15 protein-coding genes and 2 pseudogenes are annotated in these 17,114 nt (G+C 55.9%); 4 read left to right on the top strand and 13 right to left on the bottom strand.

From position 1 onward, the window contains the following. Nucleotides 1-87 precede the first annotated feature (87 nt). From ACSEMK_RS18135 to ACSEMK_RS18120, 4 genes are all read right to left on the bottom strand, one after another. On the bottom strand, nucleotides 88-804 hold the full coding sequence (locus ACSEMK_RS18135) for an HNH endonuclease (RefSeq protein ID WP_087857880.1): 717 nt from the start codon (nucleotides 802-804) through the stop codon (nucleotides 88-90). Between the two features lie 225 nt (nucleotides 805-1,029). Continuing rightward, nucleotides 1,030-1,674, bottom strand: coding sequence for a leucine efflux protein LeuE (gene leuE, locus ACSEMK_RS18130; RefSeq protein ID WP_430915239.1), 645 nt, complete (start codon nucleotides 1,672-1,674; stop codon nucleotides 1,030-1,032). 471 nt (nucleotides 1,675-2,145) lie between these two features. Beyond that, on the bottom strand, nucleotides 2,146-3,174 hold the full coding sequence (locus ACSEMK_RS18125) for an alpha/beta hydrolase (RefSeq protein ID WP_430915240.1): 1,029 nt from the start codon (nucleotides 3,172-3,174) through the stop codon (nucleotides 2,146-2,148). Nucleotides 3,175-3,187: 13 nt separating this feature from the next. Continuing rightward, the gene (locus tag ACSEMK_RS18120) at nucleotides 3,188-4,417 is read right to left on the bottom strand and encodes an MFS transporter (protein WP_430915241.1); all 1,230 of its coding nucleotides are present in this window, start codon (nucleotides 4,415-4,417) and stop codon (nucleotides 3,188-3,190) included. Between the two features lie 295 nt (nucleotides 4,418-4,712). Here ACSEMK_RS18120 and ACSEMK_RS18115 point away from each other — a divergent pair, with 295 nt between their 5' ends. The 3 genes from ACSEMK_RS18115 (at nucleotide 4,713) to ACSEMK_RS18105 (ending at nucleotide 7,159) form a co-directional block, all read left to right on the top strand. Then, complete coding sequence (locus ACSEMK_RS18115; protein WP_271031858.1) at nucleotides 4,713-5,612, top strand: LysR family transcriptional regulator; 900 nt, start codon at nucleotides 4,713-4,715, stop codon at nucleotides 5,610-5,612. 40 nt (nucleotides 5,613-5,652) lie between these two features. Continuing rightward, the gene (locus ACSEMK_RS18110) at nucleotides 5,653-6,342 is read left to right on the top strand and encodes a helix-turn-helix transcriptional regulator (protein ID WP_113374119.1); all 690 of its coding nucleotides are present in this window, start codon (nucleotides 5,653-5,655) and stop codon (nucleotides 6,340-6,342) included. Nucleotides 6,343-6,412: 70 nt separating this feature from the next. Then, nucleotides 6,413-7,159 carry an SDR family NAD(P)-dependent oxidoreductase gene (locus ACSEMK_RS18105; RefSeq protein ID WP_430915294.1) on the top strand — a complete coding sequence of 249 codons (747 nt, stop codon included), beginning with the start codon at nucleotides 6,413-6,415 and terminating at the stop codon, nucleotides 7,157-7,159. Nucleotides 7,160-7,237: 78 nt separating this feature from the next. Here ACSEMK_RS18105 and ACSEMK_RS18100 read toward each other — a convergent pair whose 3' ends face one another. Then, nucleotides 7,238-8,401 carry a M20 aminoacylase family protein gene (locus tag ACSEMK_RS18100; RefSeq protein WP_430915242.1) on the bottom strand — a complete coding sequence of 388 codons (1,164 nt, stop codon included), beginning with the start codon at nucleotides 8,399-8,401 and terminating at the stop codon, nucleotides 7,238-7,240. 257 nt (nucleotides 8,402-8,658) lie between these two features. Between ACSEMK_RS18100 and ACSEMK_RS18095 the strand changes: the two genes are divergently transcribed. Next, nucleotides 8,659-9,858: an MFS transporter gene (locus tag ACSEMK_RS18095; protein ID WP_026612337.1), complete on the top strand. Its 1,200-nt coding sequence runs from the start codon at nucleotides 8,659-8,661 to the stop codon at nucleotides 9,856-9,858. A 53-nt stretch (nucleotides 9,859-9,911) separates the two neighbouring features. On the opposite strand, the gene ACSEMK_RS18090 is transcribed toward ACSEMK_RS18095, so the two are convergent. The 8 genes and pseudogenes from ACSEMK_RS18090 to ACSEMK_RS18055 all read right to left on the bottom strand — a co-directional run bounded on the left by ACSEMK_RS18090 (nucleotide 9,912) and on the right by ACSEMK_RS18055 (nucleotide 17,064). Further along, entirely contained in the window at nucleotides 9,912-10,634 is a 723-nt protein-coding gene (locus ACSEMK_RS18090) for an amino acid ABC transporter ATP-binding protein (protein ID WP_015366982.1), read from the bottom strand. Then, nucleotides 10,621-11,385: an amino acid ABC transporter permease gene (locus ACSEMK_RS18085; RefSeq protein ID WP_020079062.1), complete on the bottom strand. Its 765-nt coding sequence runs from the start codon at nucleotides 11,383-11,385 to the stop codon at nucleotides 10,621-10,623. The genes ACSEMK_RS18090 and ACSEMK_RS18085 overlap by 14 nt, the downstream gene beginning before the upstream one ends. A gap of 63 nt (nucleotides 11,386-11,448) precedes the next feature. Further along, complete coding sequence (locus tag ACSEMK_RS18080; RefSeq protein WP_020079063.1) at nucleotides 11,449-12,216, bottom strand: basic amino acid ABC transporter substrate-binding protein; 768 nt, start codon at nucleotides 12,214-12,216, stop codon at nucleotides 11,449-11,451. 95 nt (nucleotides 12,217-12,311) lie between these two features. Then, a pseudogene (locus ACSEMK_RS18075) lies at nucleotides 12,312-13,239 on the bottom strand (MurR/RpiR family transcriptional regulator); the annotation flags it as partial. Continuing rightward, nucleotides 13,208-14,160 (bottom strand): annotated as a pseudogene (locus ACSEMK_RS18070) (iron-siderophore ABC transporter substrate-binding protein). The pseudogenes ACSEMK_RS18075 and ACSEMK_RS18070, both read right to left, overlap by 32 nt. Before the next feature lie 11 nt (nucleotides 14,161-14,171). Beyond that, nucleotides 14,172-15,224, bottom strand: coding sequence for a FecCD family ABC transporter permease (locus tag ACSEMK_RS18065; protein WP_430915243.1), 1,053 nt, complete (start codon nucleotides 15,222-15,224; stop codon nucleotides 14,172-14,174). Continuing rightward, a complete protein-coding gene (locus ACSEMK_RS18060) occupies nucleotides 15,221-16,246 on the bottom strand; it encodes a FecCD family ABC transporter permease (RefSeq protein WP_435336615.1) in 1,026 nt (341 codons plus the stop codon). Before ACSEMK_RS18060 ends, ACSEMK_RS18065 begins: the two co-directional genes overlap by 4 nt. Then, nucleotides 16,243-17,064 carry an ABC transporter ATP-binding protein gene (locus tag ACSEMK_RS18055; RefSeq protein WP_430915244.1) on the bottom strand — a complete coding sequence of 274 codons (822 nt, stop codon included), beginning with the start codon at nucleotides 17,062-17,064 and terminating at the stop codon, nucleotides 16,243-16,245. The genes ACSEMK_RS18060 and ACSEMK_RS18055 overlap by 4 nt, the downstream gene beginning before the upstream one ends. Nucleotides 17,065-17,114 lie beyond the last annotated feature (50 nt).

Here is a 17,114-nt window from a genome sequence, read left to right as displayed (position 1 = left end):
ACGTCCGTTCCTGGCACTAAGCGGACGTGTTAACGAAGCTGAAGGTCCGCTGGGAGCGAGGAGCGGACGTTGAGGGCTATAAGAAGACTACTTAATGTTAGTCGGCTTCAACACAAGCGTGCCGTAGTGTGCTTCGCGGTGACAGTTCGGACAGAGTGCAATAGCATTTTCAACAGAGTCCTCTCCACCGTTAGCAAGCCACTCCACATGATGCACTTCAAGATACGGTCTACCGTCTTCCCGCTTGAATGGTGCGTCACGTAGGCAGCTTTGACACTTACCTCCAGCTAAGGATAATACCTCTGCTACAACGAGGGGATTACGCTTGAAGGTATAGCTCTTTATAATGACCCTTTCTGGCGTGGTGTTGGTTGTAGCCAGCTTCTCTCTACGTTCTTCTGAGGTAAGTTGAGACGCTATTTCTATGGCCTTTTCAAACTCACTTTTAACCGGACGTGTTAGCCATTTGCCGTCTGAAGCTTCATAGATTTCAAACACACCATGAAGTGCGGAATCATAGACCTCGAAAACGTTTCCGCGCTTGAAAAGTCGATCATATTCATGGTGGCGATGGGTGGCATCATCTGTTCGTCTGGCTGTCCTGTTAAAACTCCAGTGACCACGATTGCAGTTAACTGCGTTAACTATCAGATTCAAATAAGTATTGTCTTTGTAATGTGGAAATCTTTTCTTTAAAATTGCATCGACCTGAGCAGCCGTAGCCTTTCCAGCAAACTCGTTTTCAACTATCTCAGCGGTTGTTGTGCGGATTGGTTTATCACCATAAACATACTTACGAGCCATTTCTCTATTCCTTGAAAAGTTCTGGAAGGTGTTGCTGAAGCATAGGCGCGGTGAACATCTTTGACCTGCTCCTAGCAAACTAACATAGCATGATGTAAGCAAGTTCCGCTTTTGGCACTAAGCGGACCGCCTGAAGCATTGCGAGGTTTGCTGTGAGCGAACAGCGGTCGTCCCATCCGGCGTAAGAACGTAAAAAAACCGCGGTGAGGCGGTTTAGCTGTCTAGTTAGGAAGTTGCGCTTGCGAGTCGTGCGGCAAATCCGATGAAGAACATACCCACCAGCGCGTTTCCAATGGTTGATAATCTACGGTTGCCTTTCAAACGGCTTAGCAGATAAGAGCCGCAGAAAACAAGGAAACCGAAATAGACGAGAGTAATCGCGAACATCACCGCAGCAAGAATGATAAACGCCATCCAGGAATGTTCAGCCTGAACATTGATGAACTGGGCGAAGAAAGAGATATAGAACAGCAGTGTCTTTGGATTCAGTAGCGTAACCAGCATTCCACGCCCGATGATCCCCTTAGCATCAGCTGAAGATTTCTTTTCCTCATACGTTTCGACAGTGGGCTTAAAGATAGCGCGTATCGTCTGGACACCGAGATAGAAAAGATAGGCAGCACCTGCGTATTTGATGGCGTTAAATAAGGCTGGAGTTGAGCTTATGACTGCAGCCAGCCCACACCATGCCAGCAGAACCAGAAGTACGTCACTCATCAGAATGGAAAATATTGCAGCAAAGCCTCGTTTGACGCCGCTCGTAATGCTTGTTTTGATCACGAACATGGTCTCAGGGCCAGGAGCAAGCACTATCAGTGTCGCACCAAGCAGATACGTCCAGAAATTCACGATACCAAAATCAGCAAACATTTTTACTCCAGCTCTCTCGTTTTTATTGAGGCTATTCTAACGTAACCAGCGTTAATGAAAACACATCACGGCTGCTTTCTACTCAGCCAATTTCCACTCCTGGCATAGAGCGGACGAGCAAACGTTTATTAAAACTGAATAGCGAATTTCGGACGAATTAGCAGGCGTACATTTTTATCGCAATATTTAACAAGCCTCTGGAACTGAAAACCAAATCGCTCAGCTAAATAATTTGAGCGCTTATTTTCTTGCGCAATAATGCAGCATACTGGATGCTCAAAAACCAAACTGTTCGCCTTTGGCCTACACAGACATTTCAACTCTCAGTGATGCGGCAGCATTTTGCCCTTTTGATCAAATTACGCCCCACTACCGACCCGAAGGCCGGTAGCTGTTAATACAACGCATTACCACGCGTAAGTTCGGCTCAGATGTTGGTCGTTCACATCACGTACTCCTTTACTGAACGCGTTACTTCAGGTTGTTGCGGAAAAAGTCCATCAGCTTGTCGAAGGGGATCACGTCCGTGCGGTCATACAGATCGACGTGCCCAGCCCCCGGAACGACATACAGCTCTTTAGGTTGACCGGCGCGCTTAAAAGCGTCCTCGCTGAACTCTTTTGAATGGGCCTGGTCACCGGTAATAAAGAGCACCGGACGCGGCGAAATGGTTTCGATATCATTGAACGGATAGAAGTTCATAAACTTACCGATACTGCTCAGCATCGGTTTTGTCGTCAGTTCCTCTTTCTCGCCCTGCGGGGTATAACCGCCGCGTTCGGTGCGATAGAAATCAAAGAACTCGCGCTGAATTTCCGGCGTGGAAGCGTCCAGCTTATTCACAGTGCCCGGAATGTATGCTTTCTCTCCTCCTTTGAACTCGGCAAACCGCTGCTCAATGGCCGACTGGATAAAGGCCTTACGCTGTTCCAGCGTCTGGGAGTGGTTAAGGCCATTACGGAAGGCGGCACCCATGTCATACATGCTGACGGTGGCGATAGCTTTCATACGCGGGTCAATTTTCGCGGCGCTGATGACAAAACTTCCGCTGCCGCAGATGCCCAGCACGCCGATATTTTCTGGATCAATAAACGATTGTGTACTGAGGTAATCCACCGCCGCGCTGAAATCATCCGCGTAGATTTCCGGTGAAATCAGGTGCCCCGGCTTGCCTTCGCTTTCTCCCCAGAACGAGAGATCGATCGCCAGCGTAACAAACCCCTGCTCCGCCAGCTTCTGCGCGTATAGGTTTGCGCTTTGTTCCTTGACCGCGCCCATTGGATGGCCAACGACGATCGCCGGGTTTTTGGCGTTCTGATTCATCGTTTTCGGCATAAACAGATTGCCGACCACGTTCATTTGATACTGATTTTTAAAGGTGACTTTCTGCTGCGTCACTTTTTCGCTTTTATAAAAGTTATCAGCGCCTCTGGACATATCCGCCGCCGAGGCGGCAAATGCGCTGATGAACATTCCCAGGGCTAACGCAAATTTATTCATGATAGTTTCCTTGTCAGGACGAGTGTGATGAAAAACCCTCGGCAGACGCGTCTGCACGTGAGGTCAGGAAAATCAGTACGGTTGCGATAATCAACATCGCGGCGCTGGCCAGGAAGGTGCTCTGGTAGCCATGATGGTCGAACAGTACGCCCCCCACGGTGGATCCCAGCGCAATGGACAATTGCACCATCGCCACCATCAGCCCGCCGCCCGCTTCGGCATTCTGGGGGAACGTGCGTGGAACCCATGCCCACCATCCCACGGGCGCGGCAGTTGAAATAAACCCCCACAGCCCGAGCAAGGCCGTCACGATGGCCGCCTGGCTGCCAAACGCGATCAGGGCCAGCGCGACGGTCGCCATCAGCACGGGAATGGCCATTAGCGTCGGGTAGAATCCGCGCTTCAATACCCGGCCAATCAGCGTGGTGCCGATGAAACCCGCCATCCCGATGACCAGCAGGATGAGGGTCACCGCTGAGGCGTCCACCTTTGTGACCGTCTCAAGGAAAGGCCGGATATAGGTAAAAAGCGTGAACTGTCCCATAAAGAAGATCCCCACACCCAGCATGCCCAGCGTGACCACCCGGCGGCGAAACAGCATGAAGACGTTGCCGGCCCCCGCTGGCTGGCGGGTAACCGGCATCGAGGGCAGGCTGAGTAGTTGCCAGATAAACGCGACGATGGCGACGGGTAACAGGCAGAAGAAGGCTCCCCGCCAGCCGATGACGGAACCCAGCCAGCTGCCCAGAGGCGCGGCCACAACGGTTGCCAGCGCGTTGCCGCTGTTAAAAATGGCCAGCGCCAGCGGAACACGGTGCACCGGCACCAGACGCATCGCTGTCGCCGCCGACATCGACCAGAACCCGCCGACTACGATGCCAATCAGGGCCCGGCCGGTCATATAGGTCAGGTAATTAGGTGCCATCGCAATGACGGCTCCGGAAAGTGCCATGATGCACGTCAGGCCAAGCAGCAGTTTTTTCCGGTTAAGCGTGCCTGCCAGTCGGGAAATAAACAGGCTGGTCACCACCGCAAACGCGCCGGAAATGGCGATCCCCTGCCCGGCCATGCCTTCGGTGACTTTCAGGGACTGCGCCATCGATGTCAGGAGGCTGACCGGCATAAACTCGGAGGCGATCAGGGCGAAGACGCACAGCGTCATAGCAAACACGCCGCCCCAGTGAGCCTGTTGTTTTTCACTGATTCCGTTCTGATTTCTGGTTTCAGTTTTCTGATTACGCATTTAGCCTTTCTTTTCTGTTGATAATGCGATGCCCTCCCCCTCCTGAAACGGCGACGTGGGGGATAAGCGCGTGAGTTAAAGAGAACGATGGATATGGAAGGCTCGATGGCTCAATCCACGCTCCTGAATCCGGCAAGGAGGAGCATCAGCCGTGTCGTTTTACGGTGAGCATTTTCCATCTCGTTTAGCGTTGACTTTTTCATCGCATTATTGTTACCAATAGGCAGCGGTGAAACTAGCTAATGAATGCTTAATAGCTTTATAAGTAAAATTTATAAATAGCCTGGAAACCAACATGGCAAGACGCAACCTCAACGATTTACTCTCTTTCGTCACCGTGGCGCGGGAAGGCAGCTTCACGCGTGCCGCCGCGCAGCTTGGCGTGACCCAGCCTGCGCTGAGCCAGGCGATTTCCGGGCTGGAAGAGCGGATGCAAATCCGCCTGCTGACGCGGACCACCCGCAGTGTATCCCCGACGGCCGCCGGCGAGCGGCTGTTGCAATCGGTGGGCCATCGTATTGACGAGATAGAGGCTGAGCTGGACTTGCTGACTGAACTGCGGGACAAACCTGCAGGCACCGTCCGCATCACCTGCGGGCCGAACGTGCTGAAAACGACCCTGCTGCCCAAGCTTGCGCCGCTGCTCCGCGAATATCCGGATATTCATATTGAGTTCGATGCTAATCACGGATTCCGGGATATCGTGGCGGATCGGTTTGATGCGGGCGTGCGGCTTGGCGATACGATTGATAAAGATATGATAGCGATGCCAATCGGCCCGAAACTGCGCATGGCAGCAGCCGCCTCGCCAGATTATTTCGCACGATACCCGGTGCCGAAAACGCCTCATGATCTGACGCAGCATCAGTGTATTAATATGCGCATGGTCCGCTCCGGCGGGATTTATGTCTGGGAATTCGATCGCGAGGGAGGAGAGTTGAAGGTCCGGGTTAATGGACAGTTGACGTTTAACACGTCGGATCATGTTGTCGACGCCGCCCTGGCCGGGTTAGGCATCGCCTTTTTACCTGAAGAGGAGTTCGGCTCACACATCAGAGAAGGTCGTCTCGTGCGGGTGCTTGAGTCCTGGTGTCATCCTTTTCCGGGCTACTATCTTTATTATCCCAGCCGCAAACAGCCTTCCCCTGCCTTCTCACTCGTTGTTGATGCGCTGCGCATGAACGGGAAACTTTAGGTTTAAGATTTTTTCGCAGTATCAGGATGGATTTATCAATATGACCAGAACAGAGAGGCTTCTCGAGTTACTACAGATATTAAGGGCGCAAAGATATCCCATCACGGCATCCACGCTCTCAGAAAGATTAGGAATAAGCGTGCGCTCGCTTTATAGAGATATAAAAACGCTACAGCATCAAGGGGTTCGCATTGAAGGTGGGGCCGGAATGGGTTATATCGTTAAGTCCGATTTTCATTTGCCGCCCTTAAATCTTTCTCATGAAGAAATCAATGCCATTACCCTTGGGCTAAACTGGGTATCTCATAGCACGGATGATGATTTCAAAAACGTAGCAAGGAATGCGCTTGCCAAAATACACGCCGTCATTCCTGACGAATTAAAAAATCTTATTGAAAGCCAATCCTATGTGATCGGTCCTTCCGAGAGCAATGAGGTATTTTTCAAAAACATTCGCGATGCTATTAAAAAGCAAAGGAGGGTCCAAATAAAATATTGTGACAAGAAAGGCGCTTACTCTTCTCGCGTGATATGGCCCATTGGATTGGCATATATGCAGTCATGTTGGCTTTTGGTTGCATGGTGTGAAATGAGAAATGATTTTCGTCACTTTAGAACTGACAAAATTTCAGAGATGGCACAACTGGACTCTATGTACAGGGAAAGCCGGATGGCTTTATTGAAAAAATGGAGAATAAAAGAAGGGATCGACGAGGAGAAAGAGTACTGACAAAAACTGTCACAGCGATTTTGTATACTCCCCCAGATGAAAGACTCAATTCTACGTCATAGGGGGAATGATGAATTTCCAGAATAAAGTTGCTGTCATCACAGGAAGTACTACAGGGATAGGTGAGGCAGTCGCAGAGCAATTACACCAATATGGTGCTAAGGTCGTTATTGTCTCCCGCTCGCCAGAGCAGGCCATCCAAAAAGCGAAACAATTATCTTCACAGGGGCAACAGGCGCTGGGGATCGGATGCGATGTGTCGCAACCTGAACAAGTAGAGAAAATGATTGCTGATGTTATCAAACATTTCGGCAGACTTGATTATGCTGTAAATAATGCGGGCATAACAGGTGAGCATGGTAAAAATATAACAGAGCAGACGGTTGAAAACTGGGAAAAAGTTATTGCCACTTCATTGAGCGGCGTTTTTTACTGCCTAAAATACGAAATACCTGAGATGATAAAATCTGGCGGTTCTATCGTTAATTTATCTGCAGTCAATGGTCTGGTTGGCATTCCAGGATTAGCGCCTTACACCGTGGCTAAACACGGTATCATCGGTTTGACCCAAACCGCAGCATTAGAGTTTGCAACGCAAGGTATTCGAATCAATGCCGTCGCTCCGGGCTACGTCCAAACGCCACGAATGAGTGAATTCCCTGACAATATCGTACGTAGTTTCGCCAATAGCCACCCAATGAAGAGGATGGCAAAAATGCAAGAAATAGCAGACTTCATACTGTTTTTGCTGTCAGAAAATGCGGCGTTCTGTACCGGCGGCGTTTATCCCATCGATGGGGGTTATTTAGCTGAGTGAACTCCCATCGAGGCTTTTTTAACTGCAAGATGTTGGCGCCCGGAGACCCTTGACCCGCTTTCCGCTGCGCACGAAAACTTAGCCCTTCCCGGCAGGCAGCAGCTTTTCCACCAGCGCCGTCCACAGCGCCACGCCGGGCGCCAGCAGATCGTCGTTAAAATCGTAGCTGGCATTATGCAGCGGCCTCGAGGGCGTCTCGCCATCTGTGCCTATCCAGAAATAGGCGCCGGGACACACTTCCAGCATGCAGGCAAAATCCTCCGACGCCATGGAAGGATTGATCTGCCAGCGCACCGCGGCTTCCCCGAGCTCGGCCTGCGCCACTTCTCGCACCTTCAGCGCCTCTTGTTCATCATTTTTGGTCACCGGATAGCCTGGATACCACGTAATCTGACCGTCAACGTCGGAAACCTGCGGCTGCGTATGCACGTATTGCTCAATCAGGTTTTTTACCCGCTCGCGCACCGTATTGCTCAGGCAGCGAAAAGTCCCGCGCAGCACCACGCGGTCCGGCAGCACGTTGATCGCCTCGCCGCCGTTGATCTGGGTAATGCTGACCACCGCGGAATCCTGCGGCGACAGGCGGCGCGACGGAATCGTCTGCAGCGCCATAATCAGCTGTGCGGCGGCGACGATAGGGTCGGCGCCGCTCTCCGGCATCGCCGCATGGCAGCTTTTACCGGTGAGCGTTATCTCAAAGGCGTCAAGCGAGGCCATCATTGCCCCGGGATTCACCGCCACATGCCCCAGCGGCAAGCCTGGCCAGTTGTGCAATGCGTAAATGGCGTCCATCGGGAAGCGCTCGAACAACCCCTCTTCCACCATTTTGCGCGCGCCGCCGAGGTTCTCCTCCGCGGGTTGAAAGACAAAATGCACGGTGCCGCCAAAGTTGCGGGTCTGGGCAAGGTGCGCGGCGGCAGCCAACAGCATGGCGGTGTGGCCGTCATGACCGCAGGCATGCATCACGCCAGCACGACGCGAACGATATTCCACCGTCCCCTGTTCAGCGATCGGCAGCGCATCCATATCGGCGCGCAGGCCAATCACCGGCCCCGGGCCGTTCTCAAGCGTCGCGACCACCCCGGTACCTGCCAGCCCGACATGTACCTGCAGGCCGAACGAAGCCAGTAGCCCGGCAACCCGACGCGAGGTCTCCTGCTCCTGGTACCCGAGCTCCGGATGAGCATGAAAATCGCGACGCCAGCCGATAGCTTCGGCAATCAGTGAAGACGATACCGCCATGTCCTGTTCCTTCCATTACTGAATGAGTGGTCCCCGTCCTGCTGCTTCCAGGCGGCACCCTTCGTTATATCCTTTCGCCCCCGCGGCTGACAACTTCAGCGATGATGATTTTTGTCTATTCACCAGCGGATCGTTTTATCGATATCAAAAATAGTAGCTATTTCAGCGGTGACTTCCGTCAGCTGATTAATTATCATGCAGACTGGTCGGCGTCTTGCCGGATTATCCACCTGCAACCTTCCGTTATCGGGAATACAATGTTTAACCCAGACCAGAATCGCCTGGCCCCCACGCTGGCGATGATCATGGCCGCTTCACTTGTGGGATTTATCACCGGCTATACGGTGCCATTAATCAGCCTTGAGCTGGCGCAGCAGCAAGTTGCTCCGCTTTATGTCGGCCTGCTGGCCGCGCTGCCGCCCGCTGGAATGATGCTCTCTTCTTTCCTTTCTCCCGCGCTGTGCCGTCGTTTTGAAATGGGCGCGTTGCTCAGCGTTAGCCTGATCCTGCTGGCGTTGGCGACCATCGCCTCCTGCATGACCACCGACATGACGCTATTGCTGGTGCCGCGCCTGCTGACCGGACTCGCCTCCGGCGTCATTATCGTATTGGGGGAAAGTTGGATAACCGGCGGCGCGGCGGGCAGTAATCGCGCCACTCTCACCGGCATCTATGCCTCGGCCTTTACTGGCTGCCAGCTCGCCGGCCCGCTGCTTATCTCCGTCGGCCCCGCCTGGCAACACGCGGCGCTGATGGCAATTGTCGCCATTACCGCCGTTTGCCTGCTGATGCTGCGTCATCTGCCGCGCGGCAGTCGCGAAAGCCTTGCCGAGCGCGCCAGCTGGCGTAGCCTGGGGGCGTTCTTGCCAGTTCTGGCCTCTGGGGTATTCTGCTTTGCCTTCTTCGACGCCAGTATTCTCGCGCTACTGCCGCTGTACGGCATCGATAAAGGTTTAAATGAAACGATGGCGGTACTGCTGGTCACCGTCGTCCTCACCGGCGACGCTATGTTCCAGGCGCCGCTGGGCTGGGTTGCCGACCGCTTCGGCATCCGTCGCGTGCATCTTATCTGCGCGGTTGTCTTTAGCCTGTCGCTACTGGCGCTGCCGTTTATGCTCGCCTCGCGCGTACAGCTGATGGCTATCTGCCTGCTGCTCGGCGCCGCGGCGGGCGCGCTTTATACCCTGTCGCTGGTGCGGGCAGGCAAAACCTTTAGCGGGCAAAAGCTCATCATGATCAACGCCCTATTTGGCTTTTTCTGGTCAGCGGGTAGCGTGGCCGGGCCGATTGTCAGCGGCATGCTGATTGGCGTCTCCGGCTATGACGGCTTGATCATCACCCTGTTCGCCAGCGGCGTGCTGTTCCTGTTAATCCAGTGCCTTAGCAAGAATGAAAAAACGCTGCTCGCCAATGAGCAGGAAGAGGACATGGAAGAGGCTACCGAGACCGCGCAATAGCGGAGTTGTTGATAACGGGCAGGCAGGACTCCACCTGCCCGTTTTGCTGATGGCTACAGCACCTTACTGAGGAAGGCGGCGGTGCGCGGATTGGTCGGCGCGCTAAAGATCTGCGCCGGTTTGCCCTCTTCCTGAATCACGCCCTGATCGATGAAAATCACCCGGTCGGCCACTTCACGGGCAAAGCCCATTTCGTGGGTCACGATCACCATCGTCATCCCTTCGCTGGCGAGATTTTTCATCACTTCCAGCACATCCCCTACCAGTTCTGGATCCAGCGCTGACGTGGGCTCATCAAAGAGCATGATCGACGGCTTCATTGCCAGCGCACGGGCAATCGCTACCCGCTGCTGCTGACCGCCGGAGAGGCTGGAAGGCCAGGCGTCACGCTTATCGCTGAGTCCCACCTTCGCCAGCAAGCCTTCCGCCAGGTCGACCGCCTGTTGACGCGGCATGTTGCGCAAATTCATCGGCGCCATCAGCAGGTTTTCCAGCACCGTCATATGCGGAAACAGGTTAAAGCGCTGGAACACCATGCCAACGCTCTCGCGCATCTTGTTGAGGTCGGTCGTCCGGTCATGGGCGGCAAAGCCGTTGACCACCACTTCGCCTTCGCTCACGGTTTCCAGCGCATTCATGCAGCGCAGAAAAGTGCTTTTGCCGGAGCCGGAGGGCCCGATAATGCACACCACTTCCTGCGGTTTAATATCGCAACTGATGCCGCGCAGCACGTGGCTATCGCCAAAGCGCTTATGTAAATTATTAATGTGAATCACTTTTGCCAAACCTCTTTTCCAGACGGTTAACCAGCTGCGCCAGCAGGAAGGTAATCACCCAATAAACCAGCGAGATCGTCAGGTAGGGCTCCCAGTAGGTGGCGTACGCGCCGGAGACGGTTCGCGCCGCGTAGGCCAGATCGGCAAGCCCGATAGCCGAGGCCAGCGATGAGTCTTTAACAATAGCGATAGCGTTGTTGCCAAGCGGCGGCAGAATGCGGCGAAATGCCTGCGGCAGGATCACTTTACGCATGGTTTTCCACCACGGCATACCCAGCGCGCGCGAGGCTTCCATCTGCCCTTTGTCGATAGACTGGATCCCGGCGCGGAAGATCTCCGACACGTAGGCCCCGGCGTTGAGGGTAATCGCCACGATACAGGAGAGGAACGCGCCGTAGTTAGAACGCAGTTCGCGGGCGAAATCGGCGCTCATTATTCCGCTGGTGACCAGCAGGCCGTCGCGCGGGTTAATAAACAGCGGCACCAGCGCAAAGTGGACCACCATGATCTGCACAAACAGCGGCGTACCGCGGAAGGCGCTGACGTAGAAGCGCACCGGAAACTGCACCAGATAACGCAGAATATATTTCCATGGCCCGTGCTCGGCCTTCGCCATCCGCCCCAGTCCAAGCGTTAACCCCCACAACGTCCCGAGGATCACGCAGATAATGGTACATTTAATCGTCATCAAGGCGCCGTCCATAAACAGCGGGCCATACTCCTCGATGATCTCCCAACGGAATCCCGTCATAGTCCTTCCCTAAAAAAATACGGCCATCGCCTGAGCGACAGCCGCGGTCACTGAAAATTGGTGTTATTGCGCAGGCAGCGTCGGCACGTTGTCATCGAACCAGGTTTTATAGATTTTGGCGTAGGTGCCGTCGGCAACGATTTTCTGCAAACCGGCGTTGATTTTGCCCAGCAGTTCACTGTTACCTTTAGCGACGGCGATGCCGAAATACTGGCGCTCAAATTTGGCGTCAGGCACCAGCTTGAATTGCTTTTCCGGGTGCTGCTTGATGTAGTATTTAACCACACCGACGTCGCCTACCGCGGCGCTGACGCCGTCCTCAAACAGCTCCTGCAGCATCAGCGGCGTATTGTCAAAACGCTTAATGGAGGTACTGTTTTTACCCAGTTCCTGCGAAACCACAATATCGCCGGTGCTGGAGTTCACCACGCCGACTTTTTCGTTTTTTAACGCCGCCAGCGAGTTCACTTTTGAACCTTCCGGCACCACAATCGACTGTTCGGCCGGGAAGTACGGCGCGGAGAAATCCACCATCTGTTTGCGTTTATCGGTGATAGTAATACCCGAGATGATAATGTCGCGATCGCCGGTGCCCAGGGTGGCGAAAATGCCCTCCCAAGGGGTGTTGACCAGCTTCACGTCAAAACCTTCGGCCCTGGCGATGGCTTTAATGATATCGATATCAAAGCCTTCCAGCTGCTTTTGGCTATTTTCGAATTCAAAGGGACGGTAGGTGCCGCCGGAACCGACGGTATAGGTTTCCGCAGCCGCCTGTCCGGCTGCCGCCAGCGCGGCCATCATGAAACACGCTTTGAGCAAATTCTTGACCATGAGACATCCTTTTTATGCATTTATTTTGCATAAAAATACACATACTTAGCATAGCATGCAACCGGAAAGCGTCTGGTGAGTGAATTATCTTTTGTTCAACCGCGTTGACCACCTGATTTGCCGATGGCTCGATGCAATTCATTGATTCGCTTCATTGATTTGACCGTCTTTTGCGGCGCGGTCGAGGCGACGGACAGCACGATCATCTCAAGGCAAATCAGCACCGTGCCATGCAGCGGCACCCGCCCGTTATCGCCGCCCCGCGGAACATCAATCACCACCTGTGCCAGTTGACTGAAGCGCGAATCCAGCGCCTGGGTGAGTAATATCGTTGGGATCCCCAGCCGCTGCGCCTCACGCAATGTGGTCATGCCCTCCCGGTGCGGTGATTTTTGCCCCATCATAATCAGCACGTCGCCGCGCTGCAGGCTAATCAACTGCTCAGCAAGACTGAAGCCGGTACGGTTGAGGGTACAGGCAGGTAAGCCAATACGATTAAACAGACGCGCGGTGTACTCGGCGAGGATCCCCGACGCCCCGATGCCAAATATCGCCACCTGACGCGCATCGCCCAGCAGCGCCACCGCCTGGGCTACCGCCGCGCGATTATCCGCACGCGATAGCACCTCACAGGCGCGCTGATGCCCATCGAGCACAAAATCGATGCTGGAATTGACATCACAGGAGAGTGCCCCCACCGTCGAGCGCATCTTTTCCGACGAGGTCGCTGACGGCCCGAACCAGCGCGCCATGGTCTCTTTTAACTCGCGTAGCCCGGCAAAACCCAATGCCTGAATTGCCCTCACCACGGTGGCATCGGAGGTGTGAGTAGCGGTGGCGATCTCCATCGCCGTGCGTTCCAGTACCACCTCGCGATTATCATTGATGTAGTTTGCCACTTCGCGTAAACGGGGCGAAAGTTGATGCGCGCGGGCGCGAAAACGCTCGCCAAACAGATCGACTCTGCCCTTCTCTTTTTTCACTCCCGTTTTCATTTCGCCCCCGCCGGAATCGGCCGCCCGGCGATGTGCGACTGCACCTGAGCCACCATCAGCGTCAATGCGGCATACGAATTAGAAATAACCTCTTCGCGCGGCAACAAAATATAGCGGCCGGTGCGGCAGGCGCGCATAAAGTCACACCAGCCGGGCATTACCGCCTCCATGGCCTTTAGCTCATCCTGCGGCTTACCGCCGGTGTCCGAACGCCAGGTCGCGAAGACAAAATCGGCATCCAGCTCCGGTAGCTGTTCGGCGCTGACGTCGATCCGCTGGCCATCGGGGATCTTGTCGATCAATGGGGGGAAGCGGAACCCGGCGTCACGCAGAACTCGCCCCAGCGCGTGATAGGAGTGGTGTACCGTCACCTTGCCGTTATTCGCCTGTATCACCGAAACGCGGTACTGCTGCGGGTCGACCGTGGCCTTTAGCTGTTTAATTTGTTCCTGATAACGACGTTCAAGCACCGCGAGCCGCGCCTGGCTGCCGGTGAGCTGCGCCAGTTTGCGGTAAATCCGCGGCGCGCTGCCCTGCAGGTGATCGATACTGACCGTCGGCGCGATTTTCGCCAGTTGCTCCACCGAGACATGGCGGCTGGGCTCGGTAATAATCAGATCCGGCTTCGCCGCAGCCACGGCCTCAAGGTCGATATCGGCGGTGCCAATAAAGCGGATCTCGCTATTGTCGAAATCGACGCCGGTCAACTGGGCGCTGGAACGCAGGTAGTGGCTGCCGTCCGGGCGCGTGCGGCCATGGCTGGCCACCGGCGGCACTCCGAGCTCAATTAGCGGGATGGTGATATCGAGATCGTGCATCGAAACGATTCGCTGCGGATGCAGCGGTACGCTCACCGTACGACCTAAATCGTCGGTGAAGGTTTGCGAATCGGCAGCCGAGACGGCGCCCGCGAACAGCATCAGCAGAGAAACGAACCAACGCATAACAATCCTTTTTGATTTACAGGGCGTCACGGCGACGCCAAAGCAGAGCAATAAAAAATGGGCACCCTACCAGCGCAATGACAATCCCCGCCGGGATCTGCAGCGGCGCAAACGCCAGCCGCCCCAGCGTATCGGTTGCCAGCACCAGCAACGCGCCAATCAGCGCGCTGCCGCAGAGCAGCGCCACCTGGCCGCCGCGCAGGACGAAGCGCGCCATATGCGGCGCCATCAGACCGACAAAACCCAGACTGCCAACGCAGGAAACGCTGGCAGAGGTCAGCAGGACGGGGGCGAAGAAACGTAGCAGCGTGAGCTGCGGCAAACGTACGCCAAGACCGATAGCGGTACGGTCGCCCAGCAGCGCCGCATCCGCCGCGCGGGCGGTGCAGAACAGAATCAGTGCGCCAGGTAGCGCCCAGCAAAACGCGACCGCCAGCAGCGGCCAGGTCGCCGCGTGCAGGCTACCGGAGAGCCAGATCATCGCCGTCTGTACGTCGCGTACGTCGGCGGTGGTCATAAAAATGCCAACCGCCGCCGCCAGCGTCCACGACACGCCGATGCCAATCAAAATAAAGCGCGGGCGTGAACAATCGCGCGCCAGCGCCAGCACCAACAGCGCCACCAGCACGCCGCCGAGCATTCCCGCCAGCGGTCGCCACGCCAGCCCTACGGCCGGAAAAAACAGAATTAGCGCCAGCACCACAATGCTGGCCCCTTCTTTGACGCCAATAAGGCCGGGGTCCGCCAGGCCGTTACGGGTAATGCTCTGCATTGCCGCTCCCGCCAGGCCAAGCATGGCGCCGCAGAGCAGCGCCATCAAAATTCGCGGTAGGCGGATGTCAAACAGGATGAAACGTTGCTGCTCGCCAAGCTTCTCCGGCGCCAGCAGCGCACGCGCCAATGTCGAAGATGGCAGCGGAAAGCTGCCGCGGCTGAGGCTGTAGAGCCCCAGCGCCAGCAAAAAGAGCAGCATGAAGGCGGCAATTTTCAATGCTGCCGGACGCAGCAACAGATGCCTTGAAGCGAGCCCCAGAGGCCGAAATCCAGCGCGATGAACGGCGCGTATCATTTAAAAAACCTCGCGGCGATAAAAATAAATAGCGGCGCCCCCACCAGCGCGGTCATCGCGCCGGTCGCCAGTTCCTGCGGGGCGACGAGGGTACGGGCGGCGATATCCGCCAGCACCAGCACCAGCGCCCCTACCGGCACCGCCAGCGGTAACGCCAGGCGAATATCTTGCGTTATCAGACGGCGCACCACGTGCGGCACCACCAGCCCGACAAACCCAACAGGCCCGGCCACCGCCACCGCCGCGCCGCACAGCAGCGCAATAGCGGCCAGCCCCAGCAGCCGGGTCTGCACCAGATTCACCCCCAGCCCCAGCGCCGCTTTATCGCCCAGCGCCAGCACGTTCAGACGTGGCGCGAGGAGCAGCGCCAGTCCCATGCCAGAAAGCGCCGGCACCAGCGCCGCCTGTAGGGTAGCCCAGTTCAATCCGGCCAGATCGCCGGCAAGCCATGTGCGCATCGCCAGCAGCGTTTGTTCATCAAGAATTAAAATCGCCGCCGTCACCGCCGAGGCAAACGCCGAGATCGCCACGCCGCATAGCGTGATGCGCAGCGGCGTCGCCCCGCCGCGCCCGGCAGAAGCCAGGGCCATTACCCCGCCGAACAGCAGCGCCGCGCCACAGGCGGCGGTTAGCGGGCGTGCCGCTGGAAAATCGCCGAGAGAGAGGCCCAGCGCCGAGGTCGCAACCATCGCCAGCGAGGCGCCGGCGTTGAGCCCAAGAATATGCGGCTCGCCAAGCGGGTTGCGGATCACCGTCTGCAGCAGCACCCCGGCAACGCCAAGCGCCGCGCCGGTCAACAGCGCCGCTGCCAGCCGAACCAGACGTAAATCAACAATAATACGGTGATCGAAGTTTCGCGGGTCGTACTCGAGCAGCGCCTGCAGGACCGTCTGCGGCGCGATCCAGCGGGCGCCTAAGCCAAGATGAATCAGCGAACCGATGATAAGTAGCAGAGCTAACAGCAGCATCGCCAGCCGCGGACGAGTACGACGCCGTGTGGCGTACAGCACGGCGGCGCTCATAGGGCAACGGTCTGGCTTGCGCGAAACGGCATAAAGAAAGGTTTGCCGGTTTGCGGATTGATTGACATCTGCACATCAACATCAAAGACGTTTTTAATCAGTTCAGGGCTGCAGATTTCGTGTTCTGAAATGGTCCCGGCTATCCGCCCTTTTTTGAGAAATACCAGCAGGTCGGCGTAGTTCACCGCAAAGTTCAGGTCGTGAAGGACCGTTACCACCGTGCGGCCATGCTGGCGGGTCAGGCTCTGCAGAAGTTCAAGAATATCGACCTGATAGCGCAGGTCGAGCCAGGTGGTGGGCTCATCCAGTAAAATGGTTTTCGTCTGCTGGGCCAGCGCCATCGCTATCCAGCAGCGCTGACGCTGACCGCCGGAAAGGCTATCCACCGCCAGATGGGCGAATTCGGCGGTGCCGGTTAATTGCAGCGCCTCTTCCACCGCCTGTTCATCGGCTTCAGACCACTGGCGCATCAGCCCCTGCCACGGGTAGCGCCCGCGCGATACCAGTTCGAACACCGTGAGCCCTTCCGGCGTCAGCGGCGATTGCGGCAGGATCCCCAACTGGCGGGAAACCGTTTTGGTCGGCATGTCGTGGATGGCCTTTCCATCCAGACGGACGCAGCCGCCAAGCGGTTTTAGCATCCGGGCGATGGTCGATAACAGCGTTGATTTGCCGGACCCGTTAGCCCCGGCAAGCACCGTCATTTTACCGCTGGGGATCGTCAGATTAATGTCATCGACGATAAGCGTCTGGCCATAGCCGGCCGACAGGGATTCCAGGACGATCCCCTTCTCTGCAGGGTTTACCCGCTGTGGCATAACTCGCTCCTGCGCCGCAGCGTTCCGGCGTCCGCCTTCAACGTTCTGCA

Origin of the sequence: Klebsiella sp. K-3 (assembly GCF_051207495.1) — a bacterium.
Lineage (GTDB): Bacteria > Pseudomonadota > Gammaproteobacteria > Enterobacterales > Enterobacteriaceae > Klebsiella > Klebsiella aerogenes.
This window is presented reverse-complemented; position numbering and strand designations above follow the sequence as displayed.